The sequence below is a fragment of the Curtobacterium sp. MCJR17_020 genome, from assembly GCF_003234365.2.
Lineage (GTDB): Bacteria > Actinomycetota > Actinomycetes > Actinomycetales > Microbacteriaceae > Curtobacterium.
The window spans coordinates 1332034-1348703 of sequence record NZ_CP126260.1; the positions used below are offsets into that span (position 1 = coordinate 1332034).

Annotated in this window: 19 protein-coding genes and 1 tRNA gene; 13 read left to right on the plus strand and 7 right to left on the minus strand. The window is 66.1% G+C overall.

What is annotated here, in order from left to right; all coding sequences use genetic code 11:
* Positions 1-13: 13 nt before the first annotated feature.
* Positions 14-1489 carry a hypothetical protein gene (locus DEJ14_RS06350; protein ID WP_111084617.1) on the minus strand — a complete coding sequence of 492 codons (1476 nt, stop codon included), beginning with the start codon at positions 1487-1489 and terminating at the stop codon, positions 14-16.
* Between the two features lie 70 nt (positions 1490-1559).
* Between DEJ14_RS06350 and DEJ14_RS06355 the strand changes: the two genes are divergently transcribed.
* The 4 genes from DEJ14_RS06355 to DEJ14_RS06370 all read left to right on the plus strand — a co-directional run bounded on the left by DEJ14_RS06355 (position 1560) and on the right by DEJ14_RS06370 (position 3845).
* Positions 1560-2390: an endonuclease/exonuclease/phosphatase family protein gene (locus DEJ14_RS06355; protein ID WP_111084618.1), complete on the plus strand. Its 831-nt coding sequence runs from the start codon at positions 1560-1562 to the stop codon at positions 2388-2390.
* Positions 2387-2989 carry a DUF2238 domain-containing protein gene (locus tag DEJ14_RS06360; RefSeq protein ID WP_146249702.1) on the plus strand — a complete coding sequence of 201 codons (603 nt, stop codon included), beginning with the start codon at positions 2387-2389 and terminating at the stop codon, positions 2987-2989. The genes DEJ14_RS06355 and DEJ14_RS06360 overlap by 4 nt, the downstream gene beginning before the upstream one ends.
* Positions 2990-3072: 83 nt before the next feature.
* A tRNA-Pro gene (locus DEJ14_RS06365) sits at positions 3073-3146 on the plus strand.
* 255 nt (positions 3147-3401) lie between these two features.
* A complete protein-coding gene (locus DEJ14_RS06370; protein ID WP_111084620.1) occupies positions 3402-3845 on the plus strand; it encodes a barstar family protein in 444 nt (147 codons plus the stop codon).
* Positions 3846-3927: 82 nt separating this feature from the next.
* On the opposite strand, the gene DEJ14_RS06375 is transcribed toward DEJ14_RS06370, so the two are convergent.
* Positions 3928-4521, minus strand: coding sequence for a hypothetical protein (locus tag DEJ14_RS06375; protein WP_111084621.1), 594 nt, complete (start codon positions 4519-4521; stop codon positions 3928-3930).
* 244 nt (positions 4522-4765) lie between these two features.
* Here DEJ14_RS06375 and DEJ14_RS06380 point away from each other — a divergent pair, with 244 nt between their 5' ends.
* Positions 4766-5497 carry a hypothetical protein gene (locus tag DEJ14_RS06380; protein ID WP_146249703.1) on the plus strand — a complete coding sequence of 244 codons (732 nt, stop codon included), beginning with the start codon at positions 4766-4768 and terminating at the stop codon, positions 5495-5497.
* Between the two features lie 377 nt (positions 5498-5874).
* Positions 5875-8496 (plus strand): TrlF family AAA-like ATPase, encoded by a 2622-nt coding sequence (locus tag DEJ14_RS06385; RefSeq protein WP_349775266.1) that lies wholly within the window; start codon positions 5875-5877, stop codon positions 8494-8496.
* A gap of 153 nt (positions 8497-8649) precedes the next feature.
* On the opposite strand, the gene DEJ14_RS06390 is transcribed toward DEJ14_RS06385, so the two are convergent.
* Together DEJ14_RS06390 and DEJ14_RS19485 are read right to left on the minus strand one after the other, a co-directional pair.
* Complete coding sequence (locus DEJ14_RS06390; RefSeq protein ID WP_284180433.1) at positions 8650-10296, minus strand: hypothetical protein; 1647 nt, start codon at positions 10294-10296, stop codon at positions 8650-8652.
* Positions 10297-10494: 198 nt separating this feature from the next.
* The gene (locus DEJ14_RS19485; protein WP_502868810.1) at positions 10495-10821 is read right to left on the minus strand and encodes an Lsr2 family DNA-binding protein; all 327 of its coding nucleotides are present in this window, start codon (positions 10819-10821) and stop codon (positions 10495-10497) included.
* An 83-nt stretch (positions 10822-10904) separates the two neighbouring features.
* Here DEJ14_RS19485 and DEJ14_RS06400 point away from each other — a divergent pair, with 83 nt between their 5' ends.
* From DEJ14_RS06400 to DEJ14_RS06410, 3 genes are all read left to right on the plus strand, one after another.
* Positions 10905-11087, plus strand: a complete 183-nt coding sequence (locus DEJ14_RS06400) for a DUF1016 N-terminal domain-containing protein (protein ID WP_258373384.1) — start codon at positions 10905-10907, stop codon at positions 11085-11087.
* A gap of 281 nt (positions 11088-11368) precedes the next feature.
* The gene (locus DEJ14_RS06405; RefSeq protein WP_146249841.1) at positions 11369-11650 is read left to right on the plus strand and encodes a hypothetical protein; all 282 of its coding nucleotides are present in this window, start codon (positions 11369-11371) and stop codon (positions 11648-11650) included.
* Positions 11651-11816: 166 nt separating this feature from the next.
* The gene (locus DEJ14_RS06410; RefSeq protein WP_111086733.1) at positions 11817-12716 is read left to right on the plus strand and encodes a hypothetical protein; all 900 of its coding nucleotides are present in this window, start codon (positions 11817-11819) and stop codon (positions 12714-12716) included.
* Positions 12717-12746: 30 nt separating this feature from the next.
* On the opposite strand, the gene DEJ14_RS06415 is transcribed toward DEJ14_RS06410, so the two are convergent.
* Complete coding sequence (locus DEJ14_RS06415; RefSeq protein ID WP_111086732.1) at positions 12747-13001, minus strand: hypothetical protein; 255 nt, start codon at positions 12999-13001, stop codon at positions 12747-12749.
* Positions 13002-13139: 138 nt separating this feature from the next.
* Between DEJ14_RS06415 and DEJ14_RS06420 the strand changes: the two genes are divergently transcribed.
* A complete protein-coding gene (locus DEJ14_RS06420; RefSeq protein ID WP_146249840.1) occupies positions 13140-13583 on the plus strand; it encodes a hypothetical protein in 444 nt (147 codons plus the stop codon).
* Between the two features lie 48 nt (positions 13584-13631).
* Positions 13632-13856, plus strand: coding sequence for a cold-shock protein (locus DEJ14_RS06425; protein ID WP_111086730.1), 225 nt, complete (start codon positions 13632-13634; stop codon positions 13854-13856).
* Positions 13857-13911: 55 nt separating this feature from the next.
* On the opposite strand, the gene DEJ14_RS06430 is transcribed toward DEJ14_RS06425, so the two are convergent.
* Positions 13912-14781 (minus strand): alpha/beta fold hydrolase, encoded by an 870-nt coding sequence (locus DEJ14_RS06430; RefSeq protein WP_111086729.1) that lies wholly within the window; start codon positions 14779-14781, stop codon positions 13912-13914.
* 163 nt (positions 14782-14944) lie between these two features.
* A complete protein-coding gene (locus DEJ14_RS06435; protein ID WP_111086740.1) occupies positions 14945-15676 on the minus strand; it encodes an SDR family oxidoreductase in 732 nt (243 codons plus the stop codon).
* 218 nt (positions 15677-15894) lie between these two features.
* Between DEJ14_RS06435 and DEJ14_RS06440 the strand changes: the two genes are divergently transcribed.
* Both DEJ14_RS06440 and DEJ14_RS06445 read left to right on the plus strand, forming a co-directional pair.
* On the plus strand, positions 15895-16332 hold the full coding sequence (locus DEJ14_RS06440; RefSeq protein WP_220036467.1) for a hypothetical protein: 438 nt from the start codon (positions 15895-15897) through the stop codon (positions 16330-16332).
* Positions 16333-16422: 90 nt separating this feature from the next.
* On the plus strand, positions 16423-16653 hold the full coding sequence (locus DEJ14_RS06445) for a hypothetical protein (RefSeq protein WP_284180434.1): 231 nt from the start codon (positions 16423-16425) through the stop codon (positions 16651-16653).
* The last annotated feature ends 17 nt before the right edge of the window (positions 16654-16670 follow it).

Genomic DNA, 16670 nt, shown 5'->3' on the forward strand with positions numbered 1-16670 from the left:
GACAGGCGAGCCGCTACTGGTAGGTGACCAACGACGGCGTCGGCTGCACGTCCTGCATGGTCTGCGACGGCGTCAGCATGGGCGTGTCCTCATCGGTGAAGTTCTTCCAGCCCCAGTGCAGGCCCTCGGGCGCGCCCTGGTGCAGCGCCTTCCACGTCGCCTGCTTGTCCGGCTGCGAGCCCTGCCCGTCGACGTGCACGAGCATGTCGAGCTCCGGGTGCGTCTTGAGCGCATCACGGTCCTGGATCATCGAGAGCCGGAACTGGTGCAGCACGAGCGCCTTCGGCGGCAGCCCCTCCTTCTCGACGAGCGACGCCAGCCACGAGGACACCTCGTTCACCTCGGACGCCGACACGCTGCCGATCTGCTCGAGCGGCACCTGGTCCTCCGTCAGCCGCCACTCCGGGTCGAGCGCGAGCCAGACCCCGGGCTTCTTCAGCAGCGACTCGTACTTCTTCGCCTGCGACAGGAAGTCCGAGCGGCCCGGCTGCAGGTCGATGATCACGGGCATGTCGGCGTCGTGTGCGGCGTCGACGTAGGGCTCGAGCGTCGACACCGGCAGCTCCGTCGAGTAGTCGCCGTCCGCCCCGGCGTCACCCGCGGCGACGGTCGCGATGACCTCCATCGCGGGCGTCACGAGCTCGTCGGACTCGGCCCGGTACGGCTTCGCGACCTGCTCGGCGCGCTGGACGGTGGCCTCCGGCCCCTGTTCGCCGAGCACGCCCAGCGCCGGCGCGCCGGGAGCCCCGTAGAGCGCCACGTAGCGGTGCCCGTCGAACGGCCGCTGGCCGCCGTTCCGCAGCTGGAAGCCGCCCTCGGCCGCCCGTACCGTCCACTCCGGGTCCTGCAGCGCGTCGAACGCCGCACCGACCAGGACCGTCTGGTGCTGCCTCCGCTCGTGCAGCGCCGTCACCACGTCGGGTGCGGCAGCCGGGTCGGTCACGCCCTCCGGCATGGTCACGAGCTTCGCTCCTGCGGCCTTGGCGGTCGCCACGGCGGCAGCGTCCGCACTCGCGTCCGCCACCACCACGGTGGCCTGCCGGGAGGCCCGGTTCGACTCCGGCGCGTCGCCGCCCTCAGACGCCTTCCGCTGTTCGACGTCCGTGTCGACCGACACATCGCCCTCGGCCTGGTACCAGTCAGCCCCGAGCCGATCGAGCTCGCGGGCGACGGCAGCGCTCTTGTTCTTGGTCGTCAGCAGCACCGGGACGTGGGCGCTCGCCGCAGCCTTGGCGGCATCACGGACCCCGTCGGTGTCGCCGGCCCGGGCGACGACCGCTCCCGGAGCACTCGCGAACAGGGCCTTGCTGACGCGGACGGACCGGGCTGCGGCGTCCGAGGCATCGGCCACCGTGACGGTGTCGGCCGACGCCTTCGCCAACCTCGGGCGGCTCGTGTCCGGCCCGCTCGAGGTACACCCGGCGGCTCCGAGCAGCAGTCCGGAGACCGCGATCGCGACGAGGACACGAGGGGTGGGACGAGAACGCATCGGGCCACCCTACGAGCCACGCGGAGAGGTCCCTGGGAATCCGACGGGTGTCGTCTCGTAGAAGGGAGGCATGCCCCACCACCCCGACGACCACCCGCTCATCGGAGCCGTCCGGTCGCCCGAGGTCCACTGCATGACCCTCAACGTGCGGCGCCGCGTGCCGCGACCGTCCGCACACCCGGACGCCTGGGAGCGTCGCCGTGATGCCATCACCGCGCTCGTCACCTCCGAAGCGCCCACCGTCCTCGCCGTCCAGGAGGCCCTCCCCACGCAGGCAGACGACCTCACGGCCGGCCTCGGATCCGGTTGGGAGCCCGTCCTGGCCGGGCGCGGCGCGCGCGGCGGTGGCGAACAGGTCGGGCTCTTCCTCGACCGCTCGCGCCTCGACATCGTCGAGCGCCGCACGTGGGCTCTTTCCCGCACGCCGCACCGTCCAGGATCCCGCTCGTGGGCCACGTCCTTCCCCCGGCACGCCGTCGGAGCCGTCGTCGACGACCGCGCGACCGGCGCCCGGTTCCTGGCCATCGCGACGCACCTCGACGTCGCCTCGCCGTGGGCCCGACTGCGGTCCGCCGAACTCCTCGGCCGGATCGTGCGACAGCGCGGCCTGCCCGCCGTCGTGATGGCCGACTGGAACAGTCCGGCAGGGTCTGCACCCTGGCGAGCACTGGCGGACGCTGGTGTCGTCGACAGCTGGGGGCGGGCCTCCCGGCAGATGGGTGAGCCGTACGGGACGTACCCGCACTACGGGAGTCCACGCGTCGGAGGCCGGCGCATCGACGGCGTCCTCGTGACGCCGGACGCGACCGTCGAGCGGGTCGCCGTGTCGAACCGGCGGCCGGGCGGGGTGTGGCCCTCTGACCACGCGGCCGTGCACGCGGTCGTGCGGTGGGCGTCGTGATCGCCACGCTCGGGCCGACGTTCCTGCGGCCGAAGTTCCTGGTGGCCGACGTCGTGCGTGCCCTGACGCTCGTCAGCCTGGTCGTCGCGAGCATCGGGTGGGGCGGGACCGCGCTGCCGGTGATGGCACTGTCGTTGCTCGGGGTCGTGGTGCCGCGGATGCTCGGGCTCCGGCCCGCGTTCGACCTGGCGGTGTGCGTGCTCGTGCTCCTCGCGGGGTGGTCGAGCGTGCTCGAGTGGTACACGAGCGTGTTCCTGTGGGACAAGTTCATGCACGTCGTGCTCACCGGGCTGCTCGCCGCCGTGCTCTACGTCATCGGCGCTGACCTGCGCGCGGTGCCGGCGCCGGACGGGGAGCGGCGGGTGGTCGTCGCGGTCCTCGGACTGTGCGCGGGGCTCGCCATCGGGGCCGCGTGGGAGATGGGGGAGTGGCTCGGGCACAACTTCGTCGACTCGGCGATCTACGTCGGGTACGACGACACCATCGGGGACCTGGCGGCAGACGGGGCCGGGGGGTTGCTCGTCGGGCTCGGGTTGCCGTGGTTGGCGGCGCGGCGTGAGGTGGTGCGACCGACTCGCCGTGGCACGGAGGGGGTCTGACGTCCGCTATGCTGGACCGGTCGCTCGCGCTCCGGTCGGAAGCGGGCGAGGATCCTCCGGGATCCTGAGTTCTCCGGAACTCGCGGGCTGTGGCGCAGCTTGGTAGCGCACTTGACTGGGGGTCAAGGGGTCGCAGGTTCAAATCCTGTCAGCCCGACCGAAACGTGTCTGACACGACGACAGAAGCCCACCGAGGATCTCGGTGGGCTTCTTCGTTGTTGGGTGGCAGCTGTGCAAGGCAGTCACATGGCGCCCCTCGGATTCACGTGATCGACGCACCGCGTTCCGCGACGGGACCGGCTGGCGGACGTCCATCGGGACCTCCATCAGAGACGCGGACGGGCAGCGACGGCCACTCTCTGCGCCTCGTGCACGGCCCTACTGCGACCTGTTGGCGTACTACGGTTCGAGCGTGCCAGCATTCTCCACTGACAACATCCTCGGCAACAGGCTGGACTTCGAGATCGCCCGGGACGGGTTCGTCGGCAGGCTGCGAAACGATGCTGTGTTGCGTAACGCTGAGACGTGGCTTCGGCGCGAGGGCTACCGGGTCATAGCGATGGACGCCGGGGCCTGGAGTGACGACGAGCAGATGCTCATGGCCTTCGCGAAGGGCCTTCAGTTCCCTCGCCACTTCGGGAAGAACTTGGACGCGCTCAACGACTGCATGTCAGACGTCGCCGAGGCGGACTACGGATGGGATGCATCCGAGACTGGCCTCGTCCTGATCCTCTCCGGCTTCGACCACTTCGCTCAACGACTCCCACGGACCGCCGACTCCGTGCAGCAGATTCTTCAGAGGCAGGGACGCTACGCAGCACTCTTCGGGAATCGCCTCCTCACGATCCTGTCCTGAAGGGGATCGTCAACCAGACGGGCTGACCGCCTCGAGCGGTAGACCCCCATGGCTCGGAGCCGCCGGTACCGCACGGGCTTGGTCAGCGGCCTCTGCCGAGCGCGGACTCGATCCGGCTGATCGTCCGGCGCATCGCGTACTCGTCCTGCGCCGGCTGGTCGTCGGCCACCCACAAGTGGACTGCTCCGGGCCCCGATGTTCTGGCTGCAAGGTGGACCACGATCCCCCATCTGTACGCGACGCCGCGCGGTGTGGGCTCGCTGAACACATCGAAGCCGAGCACCTCCGAGCGGAGGGCGATCGGTGTCCCCTGCCCGTCGTTGCGCGTCGACCAGCTCGTGATGCCCGTCCGGTCGAAGCCGAGGTCGCACGGAAACCAGATGCGCAGCCTCGGGCTCCAAGCCGCGAGGTCGGCGGCCGTCGTATCTGTCGCGTGCGCGGTGACGAACGCGGTACCTGGATGGATCTCGGCCTTCTGCTGTAGGCGCGCCCGCCGGCGGTGGTTGATCTCGGTGGTGACGCAGGCGACGCCGAACCCGAACGTGATGAGGATGCCGAGACGGAGCTCGGTGGTCAGGGCTCGTCCCTCGTCGTTGCCGATCAAGACCGCGAGGACGATCGTCGCGGCGCCGAAGACGACGGTGATGGCGGCGAGGAGGATCGTCGACGGGCGCACGGCTCGACAATGCCAGAACCCGCGGTGCAGTGGAATGCTCGCACCGTCACCGTGAGCACTGCGACAGCGGAGTGCGAACCGCCCGGTTGACGATCGGCTACCGGACTGGGCTGCTATTCAGCACCGAGGCTGCTACCTGTTGGGGTCGTGAGATGTACGGCGAGTGCGGTAGCCGCTTCGCACGTGCGAATTGTTCGGACGGTGCAACCTGTCCTGGTTCCCCTCACGCTGGCAGGATGGGCCCATGGGGGATATTAAGCAGCGAACGTGGGCCATCGGAGCCGCCATCACCATCACGGTGGGATGCGCACTCAGCGGATGTGCCTCGAGCGGCAACGCCGACACTGACCGGGGCGAGGGAACGAAGACGGCGACTGCAACGCCGTCCGCACATGCCAGTATGACGGAGAGCGTGCTCTCTGAGGCGGTGCTCACCACAGCGGAACTACCGGTTGGCGGCTGGGCCGAAAAACCCAGCAGTGCCTCCGCCAGTGACGGTGCGACGTCGACCGACGCGGAGGGGCCCGGTGCATGTGGCGCCGACTTCTCCGATGAACTCGGCGAGGATCTCGAGAACACTGCACAGAGCGGTCGGGACTGGACCCGAGAGTCCACCGGTGCATACCTCAACGTCGGTACGTTCGCCGACCCAGCCGCCGCCGAGCATGTACAAGCGATCACGAATGCTGTGCGAGGGTGCCCAACCGAGGGAAGCACCTTCACCATTGACGGTGCCGAGGAAACCATCGTCACCACGGTGAAGGACCTCGGCTCCTGGGGCTCCGCCACGTACTGCGGCGGATTTGAAGCGCGCGGAGCCACAACGGTCGCGGGAACGACCTGCATGATCGCCGGGGACGGGTTCGGCGTCATGGTGGTCGTTGGTGCCGCGTTCTCGTTCGATGTCCCAAAGGACGCCGAGGTGCAGCAAATCGTTGACGCCGCGTACCGGAAGGCCGCCGCGCAGCTCGGCTGATGCGGATGGGTCCAGACCCATGCTCAGATCTGTAGCGGAAATCGCGACCTCAACCCCAACGCCACGCAGATCTCGTTGATCAGCGCTGTGGTGCTGAGGCATACCCCGTGCGACGGGGCGCTTAGGGCCTGCGGTCTTTCGCCTCCGCGCCTTCGCTTGCCGTACCTACTCGATGTGAGTGGTCAACGCTCGGTGCCATATTCGCGATACGCGGCCCTGCGCGGATGCTCCGCCACGGTGGGTCCACCAGTGCCGACGAGCGAAGCCCCCCGAACGCGGCACGCGGAACCCTCACTTTGCTCCGGTTGGTCCGACAGAATATCTACTGAGGATCCGACGCCGCTGTCGGGTCCCGATTAGCCGTGGGGATGACTGTCATGACGTCGCGTTTTTCGAAGCTTGCAGGGGGAACGGAGTGGGTGCGTTGCGCTTTCCAAGTGAACCCCTACGCCTATCTGAAGGCAAATGGCAAGGTCCAACCGGACCTCCAAACCGAGGCTGAATACAACAAGGCGATGGTGAGTGCTCTCACTGACGCTGGCATTGAAGCCATTGGGATCACGGACCACTGGTCAGTTGATACGGGCGCCGACCTTCGTACGGAGGCTGAAGCCGCGGGCCTCTTGGTCTTTCCGGGATTTGAAGCCACCAGTTCCGAGGGTGTCCATCTACTGATTCTCTTCGACCCGGCGACGACGGCAAGTGCAATCAACCGCCGATTAGGGGAGTGTGGCATTCCGGATGATTGCCACGAGTCGGTCCCATGTAAATTCTCTGCCGTCGATCTCCTAGAACGAGCGCGGCAGTGGAGTGCCGTCGTGATCGCGCCGCACGTGACTACGGGGGGAGGCCTCCTTCTCAAGTTGACCGGACAATCGGCCGTCACGGCTTGGACAAATGATCTACTGCATGCGGTGGCGCCGGGAGGGGCAAAGCCATCCCAAGGGCAGGCGGCAATTCTGGCTAACAAGGATGCCGGGTACAAGCGCCAAAATAGACTTGCAGTGTTGAGCGCAGCCGACATCAGCTCCCCGAGTGACGTTGCAAAGCCCGGATCGAGTAGCTGGGTGAAGCTCTCTAGCCGAACTGCCGGCGGGCTGGACCTGGCTTTCCGGACACCGTCGACTCGAGTGTCGCGAGAAGATCCCGATAGGCAGGATCACCCTAGGATCCTCGGGATCGAGTGGAAGGGCGGCTTTCTTGGCAATACGCGGATACGCTTCAATAATTCACTCAATGTTCTTATTGGAGGGCGAGGAACGGGTAAATCAACCGTCTTAGAAAGCATTCGCTACTGCCTCGGCGCGCGACCCACTGCGTCCAGATCTGTGACCGAACACGACTCAATGACAAAGCAAGTTCTCGGCGCCGGAACCGAGATTACGCTCGAGATCGAGGTTCGAACTCCCACGAGGGCCATTTACACAATCAGTCGCGTGTATGGGGAGGAGCCACGGGTTCGCGATGAGCAAGGAAAGACACTACATTCGACACCATTGGACGTCCTTGGAGATGTCGCTATATACGGCCAACGGGAACTTGCCGACCTCGCGCGTGATGGAGAGCAACTCACCCGTCTTCTAGCACTTTTTCTGCCCTCGGGGACGTTGGAGGAAAGTGCCACCCCAAGTGATGCCCTCAAAAAATCGCGTGAAGCAATCGTCGAACAACTCGACGTAATAGATAAACTCTCAAGTCAGACTGCGCGGTTGCCCATCATCGCTGAGCGGCTCGCCAGATTTGAGGCGGCTGGTGTTGGGGAGCGGCTCGAATCGCAAAACACCGTAAAACGAGAAGAGGACTTCTTCAACAGCGCTCGCGACGCGCTAACGGGTGCCAAAGTCAGCGTCATTCCCAAATTGCAATTGACCGCGGTTGCGCGGGAGCCGGGCTCGACTCGTGATGATCTTTTGGTTGAAGCTGAAGCCGTGATCGCTGGATTCAATGACGCCATTCGTGTGGCCGAATTAGAGCTATCGGAAGCGAAGGCATCGGCAGAAACCCAGCTTGCTGCCATTAGGTCGCGATGGTCGGGCGAAACGGGGAGTATTGTAGCGGAGCTTGACAAGGTGCTACGCGAGTTACAGCCCGACGGGATTGACGGGAACGAGTATCTCACGCTCAAGCGAGAAGAACAGGCGCTCAGCGGCTACCCCGAACAGTTGCAAGCCGCGCGCGTGACCTTGGAAAAGCTCCGAGATGAACGAACCGACCTGTTGGCCGCAGTGGCCGATGCTCGTGCTGCTCGTATTCGGAATCTGAAGGCGGCGGCAAAGAAAGTACGCCGCGCTTTGCCGGCGACGTTGCAGGCCACTCTTCATGACGGTGCGGACCGTACTCCCTTGACTGACCTCATTCGTTCGCTGGGCGGGCGCTTTGATCTGATTCGAGCTGCTATTGACACCGCGGAGACTCTCAGCGTTGCCGCCTTTGCGTCGGTATGTAGAAGCGGCGCCGATCGAATTCGGGAGGTCTACCCTAACGTGACTACTAAGCAAGCTGGCGAGTTGGCATCCGCGGGTGAGGGTGTATTCATGGAAATGGAGGAGCTGGAATTCCCACTCACGACGGACTTGCAGCTGAATGTTGGCTCGAAGGATTCGCCGATTTGGCGTAGCCTTGATCATCTCTCAACAGGGCAACGGGCCACTGCTCTTCTCCTCCTGCTTCTTAAGAGGGGGGCGGGTCCACTGCTGATTGATCAGCCCGAAGATGACCTGGATAATCGATTCATCAACGCCGATATTGTTCCTCAACTTCGCGAGAAAACTGGCAGGCAAATCATCTTCTCGAGTCACAATGCGAATATCCCTGTCCTAGGCGACGCCGACCAACTTGTAGTTCTTCAAGCGGAAGATAACGGCAGCGAAGTCATAGGAAAGATTGCCCCTGGCGGCCTCGGGTCAATTGACCACCCTGAACTGGAAGGTTGGGTGGAAGAGCTCCTTGAAGGCGGACGTGATGCATTCAACTCTCGCCGCTACATGTATGGCTTCTGAAGCCGTACGTGCCGTTCAAAACTGACATAAGAGCGCCGTATCGGCGCAAGAGCCGCTGGGTCAGGGCTTGATGGGAAACGCCCTGTCTCCGAGCGAGCGGAGACAGGGCGTTTCATCGGTTGTCGGAGTGGAACGGGCTCCGATGTTTGGGGTTTAGCCGATTCCGGGGTCGTTCCGCATGCCGAGGTTGCCGGCGGAAGCGAAGCCGTCGGTGCCTGCGTCGCCGGTCCATGTCCAGAGCGAGCCAGTGTTCGCCTGGACGGCGACGGCGAGGTGGTCGCCCTCGGTGACCGCTGATGGGCTGGTGTCCGTCTTCATGCCGACGTCGGCGGAGTGAGCGAACCCGGAGTCTCCGGGGGCTCCGCGCCACGTCCAGAGGTCTCCGGTGTTCGCTTGCGCGGCCACGGCGAGCTGCGACCCGACGAGCGTGATCGAAGGACTCGTGCCGGCCTTCATCCCGAGAGCGGTCTGGATGGCGACCCCGGAGGTGCGCGGGGTTCCGCTCCAGACCCAGAGCTTGCCGGTGTTGGCCTGCGCGGACACTGCAACGGTGGATCCGTTGACTCGCGTGATCGCCGGGCTTGTGCCGTCCTTCATGCCGAGGCCTGCGTTCGCGGCAGTGCCGGCGGTTGCGGGGGTTCCGTACCAGGTCCAGAGGCTTCCGCTGTCGGCTTGGTAGGCGACGGAGACGCCGCTACCGACGGCGGTGATGGATGGGTTGGTGCCGTCCTTCATGCCTCGGCCGGTGGACTTCGCGTAGCCCGTCGATCCTGCAGTACCCGTCCAGGTCCAGAGATCGCCGGTGTTCGCTTGGAACGCGACAGCGAAGTTCCCATCGCCGAGCGAGATGATGTCCGGGCTGGTGCCTGCTTTGACGCCGACTCCAGCAGAAGCGGCGGTGCCGGTCGTACCGGCCTTGCCCTTCCAGGTCCAGAGCGTCCCGCTGGGGTCGACGTAGGCGGCTGCGGCGTTGGAGCCGTCCCGTGCGAGTGCGGGGGAGGTGCCGTCCTGGATCTGTCGGCCGGAGTTCGCGGCGAAGCCCGGGGTGCCGGCGCTGCCGGTCCACGTCCACAGCGTGCCGGTGTTCGCACGGACCGCAACGGCGGTGCCGTTCGAGTACGACGATGGCGCGATCGCGAGCGGGCTGGTCACGTTGCTGAAGTCGACGTGCTGGTGGTTGCAGGTGTCGTCGAACTGACGGGTGATGTTCGTGAAGGACCATGTGGACCTGCATTGTGACTGACCGGCCTGCGTGCCTGACGGGACGAAGGTGTCGAGGAACGTCAGCAACTCACGTGTTCGCGAATTGGAACCCTCGACGGTCGATCCGCCGACGGATCCGAAGTCGATCGCGACACTCGGATCAACGCAGTGCAGCGAGCCCTCGTTCTGCGCGCAGGTGTACGGGTGCGTCATCGTTGGGCAGCGACGGTTGAGGTCGTTCACCCGCAACGACCCGAACTTCTTGGTCACGATGACGAGTGTCTGCAGGACACGAGTGTCGAGCTGGCAGCCCGGCGCCGGGTTACCGTTCGCGATCGGCAGGATCTCGTTCCGGTACAGGTCGTTGGTGTTCCCCGCGCCACCGGCTGTCGCGGTGAAGCTCCCTGCTGTGACGAACCCTCCGAGCTGCTTCGCGAGCGTTGCTGGGTCGGCAGAGATGTCGTCGCAGGCGGTGCCGCAAGCGCCAGCTGCTTCCGCTCGAGGCGGTGACATCGCCACGATTGAGGCGAGTGCAAGCGCCGTAATCATGACGATCAGGACGAGTGTCCGCCAGAGATTTCTCGATCTGGGCAGCACAAACGGAGTATTCACTTTTCCCCATTTCACGGACGAGTCATACCGCCCCTCGGCATGAACTTTCGTCTCGGCTGGAGATTATCGGGTTCCACCCGCTGACGCGCACCCTTGCTGCTTTCACAGAAATTCGCCGTATCGGCGTGAATGAGAAGAGCCGGTCATCACGAGGGGGCGGCTGTTTCGTAAAGGGGAGCGGGGTCAGTGCGCGGCCTCGTACGCGTCGCGGACAGTCTGGCTGATGCGGCCGCGGGAGGAGACTTCGTGGCCGTTCGCGTTCGCCCACTCGCGGATGTTCGCGAGTTCCCAAGCGCCGTCGAAACCGAACGTGACTGTGCAGCCCTTGCCGTTCGATGGTGTTGCCGGTGAGATCGTCGACGAGGTGCGTGCTGAATTTCTGCGCCAGGGGGGGGGGGGGGGGGGGGGGGGGGCGCCCTTCGCTCGGGGGAGGGGGGATCTCCACCCTGGCAAATCTGGTCCCGTAGAACGCTTCGTTGGTCGGGCAGCCTGGACCGTGACGGAACTCATTCGCCTGTACTGGGGGATCGGCGCGACGATCTTGCAGCGCCAGGGCGATGAGGAGTGGGGGAGCACGGACGAAGCTGTTGTACATGCGCCGGTTCGCGGGGGAGTGGTCGGCGGGTTCGGTTTTCCAACAGGCTTTTGGACAACTGCCCTGGGGACACATCACCGTGCTCCTCGACCGGCTCGATGACCACGAGCTCCGGGACTGGTACGCCGACCAGGCGGCTGCGCACGGGTCGTCCCGGAACATCCTCGAGCGATCAGGTTGACAGTCGCCCGGTAGAAGATCGCCCAACTGACGCCGTCGCGAGTGAGTTTGACCCAATGGACGTCTTGAGCGCAAAGGTTCTGGGCTCGATCGCGCTCGGCCTCTTCTGGCTCGGCGCTGGCGCCTGGTTGTGGCGCTTCGCGCTTCGGAAGGCGAAGCACGGCCGGTAGAGGATCCGCTGACGGGTCATCGCGGAGTGCGCTTGCGGCGATGTCCGTTTCGCTGGTCGCCGCATTGACCGTGGCTCAGTTCTGGGGGCAAGGGCGCAGGTAACGTGCACGCATGACGTCATGGTGGGATCGCACCGATCCATCGGATCGCGCGGATCTGACGAACCGCACTCCGGCCGGAATCATCGAGTCGTGGTGGAACGTCATCGCCGGTGCTGCATTGATGATCGGTCTGCCAGCAGTCGTGCTCAGCGGAGGCATCAGCTCCGCACGAATCGCATTCGCGAGTTTCGGCCTGGCCGTCATAGTGGCGCTCGAGCTCGTCTTCTTGAGGAAGCTGATCCAGCGGATCGCAGGCCAGCGAGCGCTTCGCGCGGAGCGCGACGACGATTGAGAATCAGGTCCCGATGCGTTCGCGCGTCCGTAGGTCGATCGGCGAACGGGTCGAGGGGTAGCGCTGTACGCGCTCGGAAACACCCATCATGATTGGCGACGGGAGAGAGTGACGGGGGAGTGGTGTGACCGAAGTGTCGGGCAGTGGGCCGGGAGCAAGACGACGGGTGAGCGGGGTTTCCGTCGTCCTCGCGATCGCGGCTCCGGTGGCCTTGTTGGTGGCGTTCGTGCCGTACTTCCTCGGCGGTCTCCTGGCCGGCTACGGGCAGGACGGCGGCGACGGTGGTGACGGCGGCGGTCCCGGTGGGTTCGCTGGCTACGGAATCGTCGCGATCGTGCTCGGTGTCGGGATCCCCGGGTGGGCGCTGGTTTGGGGCATCGTCGACGTGCGGCGGACTCGTGGGACACCGGGTGCAGCGCTCCTGGTCGGAGCTGTGGCGCTGGGTATCGCTCTCTGCACGATCGTCCCCGGGTCGGTGACGATCATCCGGACCTCGGTGCGGCTGCAGGCGGCGTACGAGCGGGAGAACCCGCGGTCAGAGGTGCTGGCGACGGCGAGAGCCGAGGCCCGAGCATCGGAGAGCGCGGCCTCGCCGGCGGGTCGGGCTGCGGAGCGCGACGCTCCCGCACGCCGGGCCGCGACGAAGCAGCGACTCGACGCGGTGAGCCAGGCCCTACTGGATGCGCTGGCGATCACACCGGACGACATCGTCCCGGCGGGGCAGCCATTGCCGACGGGGTCGGCCGCGGCGCGGTCTGTCCGCGTCACCCCGTCCACGGGGCAATGCGATGCGGGATACGGTCCGAAGGCGGGCGTGTTCTACCGGTGGGACCTCTTCCTCGATGATTCCGTCGACCCAGTCCGCGCCGCTGCGGCGGTCCGGGCAGCGGTCGAGGCGACCGTGCCGGGTGCTGATCTGCAGCAGCAGAAGGTCGATGCCAGCTCGGGCCGGCTGGAGTTCACGGACGACGTGTCCGGGTCTCCGGACTTGCACGGAAGCTTCACGTGGGGGGACGGCATCGGCTCGACCAGCCGGATCGTCGCCCTCGACACGGCCTGTCACTGAGCACGTTGCAGTGCGGCACCCGGACCGCGGTCAGCGCAGGTTCGGCGGTCCCTGGTGCTTCGCGATGATGACGAGCCCGTAGATGCGTGACCACACGTACGCGATGATCGCCACGCCCAGTCCCACGAGGCCGATGGCCCCGAGCGCGGCACTGTTCAGGTGAGCGGCGCCGTTGATGCCGAATGCTCCGCCGCCGACGACCGCTGCGATGAACGCGACCATCTGGATGCGGAGCTTGAACTGCACCCGTTTCTTGTGTTCCCCGACCGCGATGATGTCCGACACTGTGTCCCCCTTGGTGGCAGACCATCCGCCCCAGGGCGATGCTAACCCGCGGAGCAGCTCAGCACCGACCCATCTGACGCCGACTCTTCGGCTCGAATGGGTCGTTGCAACGGGTGGTCGTTCTGCCATGCTCATCTCATGTCCACGACGACGACGACCGATGCGCGGCACGGCGGCAGACGCCGAATCGGTCCGGTGGCGATCGACGGGCCTCGCCTGGCCGGATGGGCCGTGATGTTCGTGGTCGTGCAGGCCGTCGCGTCGGCATGGCAGGTCTCGGCGACACAGCCCGGTGTGCCAGACAGCGAGTTCGACTTCCAGTCGCATCCGACATGGTGGCTGGTTGCGATCACCGGCGCGGCCGCGGTGATCGGGTGGCAACTTTCCGAGCGGCTCGATCCGTCCGCACGGTTCGGCCCGCAAGCTGTCCTGCGATGGACCGTCAGAGTGATGGCCGCGATGACGGTGTTGGTCGTCGTCGCCCTGCCCGCCCAGATGCTGTGGGTGGTGTGGGCAGTCCACCACGGGGTGCTCGATCCGATCACGTTGCCCAACGTCGTGCGGACCGTACGACAGTTCTGATCGCTGACCGATCGTTCACCGGATCGCACCGAGCGATAGCGTCTGCTCATGCGGAACGTCGGGGGCGAGTGTGTCTGGTGGAGTGATGAGAACGGGTGGGGTGCGCTCCGTTCGGACGATGTCGCGTCTGAGGTGTTCGTGCACTTCGCGAACCTGAGCACGGGCGGGAATCACACGCTCCAGCCCGGGGATCGCGTTCGGTTCGACGTCGAGCCGTACCCACCGGGGCAGGACGGCTACTTCTTCCGCGCTCACGAGGTCACGCCGATCTGAGCCGAGCACGGACTCCGTCCGTGTGATGATGGCGCGCCGGGACACCTCTTCGTCGCTACTCCGCGATGGGAACGGCAGCTTCGCGCATCGCGGTGCGAGCGTCGGTGGTGGCCATCCAGTTGGTGAGCTCGGCGGACAGCGCTGCTGGCGCATCGAGCTGGATGAGGTGTCCTGCTTCCGGGATGAGCGTGACCGAGGCGTGCGGGATGGCGTCGTTGAGTCGACGAGCTCGGTCCGCGGGTATCCAGGTGTCCTCCGTCCCCCAGACGATGTGCACGGGCTCGGTGAGCCTGCCCAACTCCGTTTCGATCTCGGTCGTGAAGCGCTCGTCCGCTTGCGCTATCTGACGGTAGAACGCCGGCTGACCTTCCTCGTCCGACCAGGGATCGACGAGCATCCGCAGCTCGTCGACACGGAGGCCCTTGTGACTGGCGCCGCTGATGTAGGCCTCTACGGCACCTCGGTGCACCGCTGAAGGAAGTTGTTCGAAGACCCGAGCGTGCTCTTGGACGAGCTTGAAGAAGGGCGATCCCCAGGGAGCGAGCGCCACCACGTCGACGAGGCACAGCGAGGCGAATTTGGCTCCGTGGAGGAGACGCGCTCGGAGCGCGACGGCGCCGCCGAAGTCATGCGCGACGACGTGCGGCCGATCGAGTCCCCAGTGTTCGAGGAGCGCTGCGAACAGTTCGCCTTGCGTCCCGAGGTCGACAGCATGCGACGGATCCTTGGACGACGCGCCGTACCCCGGCATGTCCCAGAGGTAGACCGTGAACCGCCCGGCCATCGCGAGCGCGATCGGACGCCAGAGCCAGGATGACCACGGCGTCCCGTGCAGGAACACCAGCGCCGGCCCTGACCCGATGCGGTCCCATCGGACAGTTCTTCCACGCCAAGCAAGTTCCTGGGTCAGCTGCCGATCTTCCACCCGTCGATCGTTTCACACACTGGAATCCCACCTCGGAGCGCTTTCCCGCGGCAGGCCGACCCGGTCTGAGGAGCGACCGTTCTGATCCGCTGTTCCCGAATGCGCAGCGAGATGGTCAGCGGTCCGGTGGTCAATGCCGAACCGGCCGGTCCGTCGTCGAGATTCACGTCTCGGTGATCCAGTCGCGGAAGCCCGGGCCGACGATCTCGATTTCGCGAGCCGGCAGGAGGACGCCACCGCGGAACGCTCGCCCCATCCGGCCCGGGATCGGCAGGGGCACCGGGATCACCCCGGGGTCGGGCAGCGCCTTCGTCATCGTCCACAGCGTCGTGGTGTCGGGACCAGCGACCTCGACCTCTCGCGCGGAGCGTTCGCCGACCACGACGTCGGCGACCACCGCTGCCACGGCATCGAGTGCAACCGGAGCGATCATCATGCTCGGGACCAGGGCGATGGGTCCGACGCGCATCCGCTCGAGGTTCTGCCGGGCGAACTCGAACCACTGCGTGGAGCGCACGATCGTGAGGTGCGGGCTCACGGAACGCCCGACTGCTTCCTGCGCGGTCTTGCCGGCGAAGTAGCCGTACCCCTGCACCTCGGGACGCATGCAGTTGACGATGGAGAGCAGCACGTGGTGCGCCCCGATCGCACCGGCTGCCGTGCCGATCGCGCGGGTCGACCCCGTGAAGAACTGCGTGGCCGCTCTCCTGCTCGTCGTGAACTGTCCAGTCGTCTCGATGATCACGTCCGCACCGGCAAGCGCAGCGGTTGCGTCGTCGCGCAACACGTCGAAACCCGTCGACCGGGACAGCTGCGTGACCGAACATCCTCGTGCTTCCACCGCCCGGCTGATCGCGGCACCGGAGATCCCGCCGCCGACAACTACTACTCGCATGAGCCCACCCATCCTCTACGTCCGTAGAGAACACTACGATAGTAGAGGCCGAAGGGACAGGTATGGATCGGCGGGAACTGCTCGCAGATGCGGGAATCAGGCTCACAGCGCGCGGAGGTGTCCGCGCGCTCACACATCGCGCAGTCGACGCCGAGGCCGGGCTTGCCGCGGGGTCGACGTCGTACTACGCCCGCACGCGCCGTGAGCTGACAGCCCTCGTGGTCGCCCGCGTCACAGCGCAACTCTCCGCCGAGCTCGGCGCACTGCAGATCCCCGACGACCTCGACGACGCTGCTGTCGTGCACATCGCGGCCGCGTTCCTCGAACAACTCGCAGCACGAGCAGAAGCGCAGGCGGCTCGCCTCGCACTCCTGCTCGACCTCCGAGAGGACGAGGAACTCCGCACGCCGCTCACCGGGGCCGACCCGGTGCGCGCCCGGCTGAACGAAGCAGCTCGATCGCTCCTCGACGCGCTCCGAGTGGCTGACCCTGACCGCGCGGCGGTCGATCTCGTCGGCCTCATCGACGCGATGTTGCTGTACCGCACGGCCGCGGTTGCACCGCTCGACCCAGTCGCCGTCCTGACCGCCTACATTGCAGGTCTCCCACGAAGGGCGGACAGGACGACGGTGCCCGCGTCTCCAGACGAGCCGTGAGCCTGCTCGACGGGTCGCAGGAGGGCGAGGACATCACCGCGGCGGGTCGCAGCGAGACAGACCAATGCCCACTCGACGACGCTGTCCCTGGTGGCGACCAGCCATTGCGAGAGGGTACCGGCGATGTCGCCGACGCTGTTCTCGGTGTCCCTCGAGACCACGGGTCGGAATGGTCCGGGAATCCTGCGACTCTTCGGGACCGGCCTCAACATGGAGGGACTCGAACTCGAGCCCGATTCGCACGCGGCGAAACGGGAGATGTTCGCCGAGTTCTTCAGTCGTGAACGCCGCGCGATGGAGCGATCAGAAGGTGACCGGTGATCGCCACCGGTCGCGGG

Bases quoted from the DNA above. Each gene is read 5' to 3' on its own strand.
- DEJ14_RS06350 (WP_111084617.1), bottom strand. From the start codon at position 1,489: ATGCGTTCTCGTCCCACCCCTCGTGTCCTCGTCGCGATCGCGGTCTCC.
- DEJ14_RS06355 (WP_111084618.1), top strand. From the start codon at position 1,560: ATGCCCCACCACCCCGACGACCACCCGCTCATCGGAGCCGTCCGGTCG.
- DEJ14_RS06380 (WP_146249703.1), top strand. From the start codon at position 4,766: ATGGGGGATATTAAGCAGCGAACGTGGGCCATCGGAGCCGCCATCACC.
- DEJ14_RS06385 (WP_349775266.1), top strand. From the start codon at position 5,875: ATGACGTCGCGTTTTTCGAAGCTTGCAGGGGGAACGGAGTGGGTGCGT.
- DEJ14_RS19485 (WP_502868810.1), bottom strand. From the start codon at position 10,821: ATGAGTTCCGTCACGGTCCAGGCTGCCCGACCAACGAAGCGTTCTACG.
- DEJ14_RS06400 (WP_258373384.1), top strand. From the start codon at position 10,905: ATGCGCCGGTTCGCGGGGGAGTGGTCGGCGGGTTCGGTTTTCCAACAG.
- DEJ14_RS06405 (WP_146249841.1), top strand. From the start codon at position 11,369: ATGACGTCATGGTGGGATCGCACCGATCCATCGGATCGCGCGGATCTG.
- DEJ14_RS06420 (WP_146249840.1), top strand. From the start codon at position 13,140: ATGTCCACGACGACGACGACCGATGCGCGGCACGGCGGCAGACGCCGA.
- DEJ14_RS06425 (WP_111086730.1), top strand. From the start codon at position 13,632: ATGCGGAACGTCGGGGGCGAGTGTGTCTGGTGGAGTGATGAGAACGGG.
- DEJ14_RS06435 (WP_111086740.1), bottom strand. From the start codon at position 15,676: ATGCGAGTAGTAGTTGTCGGCGGCGGGATCTCCGGTGCCGCGATCAGC.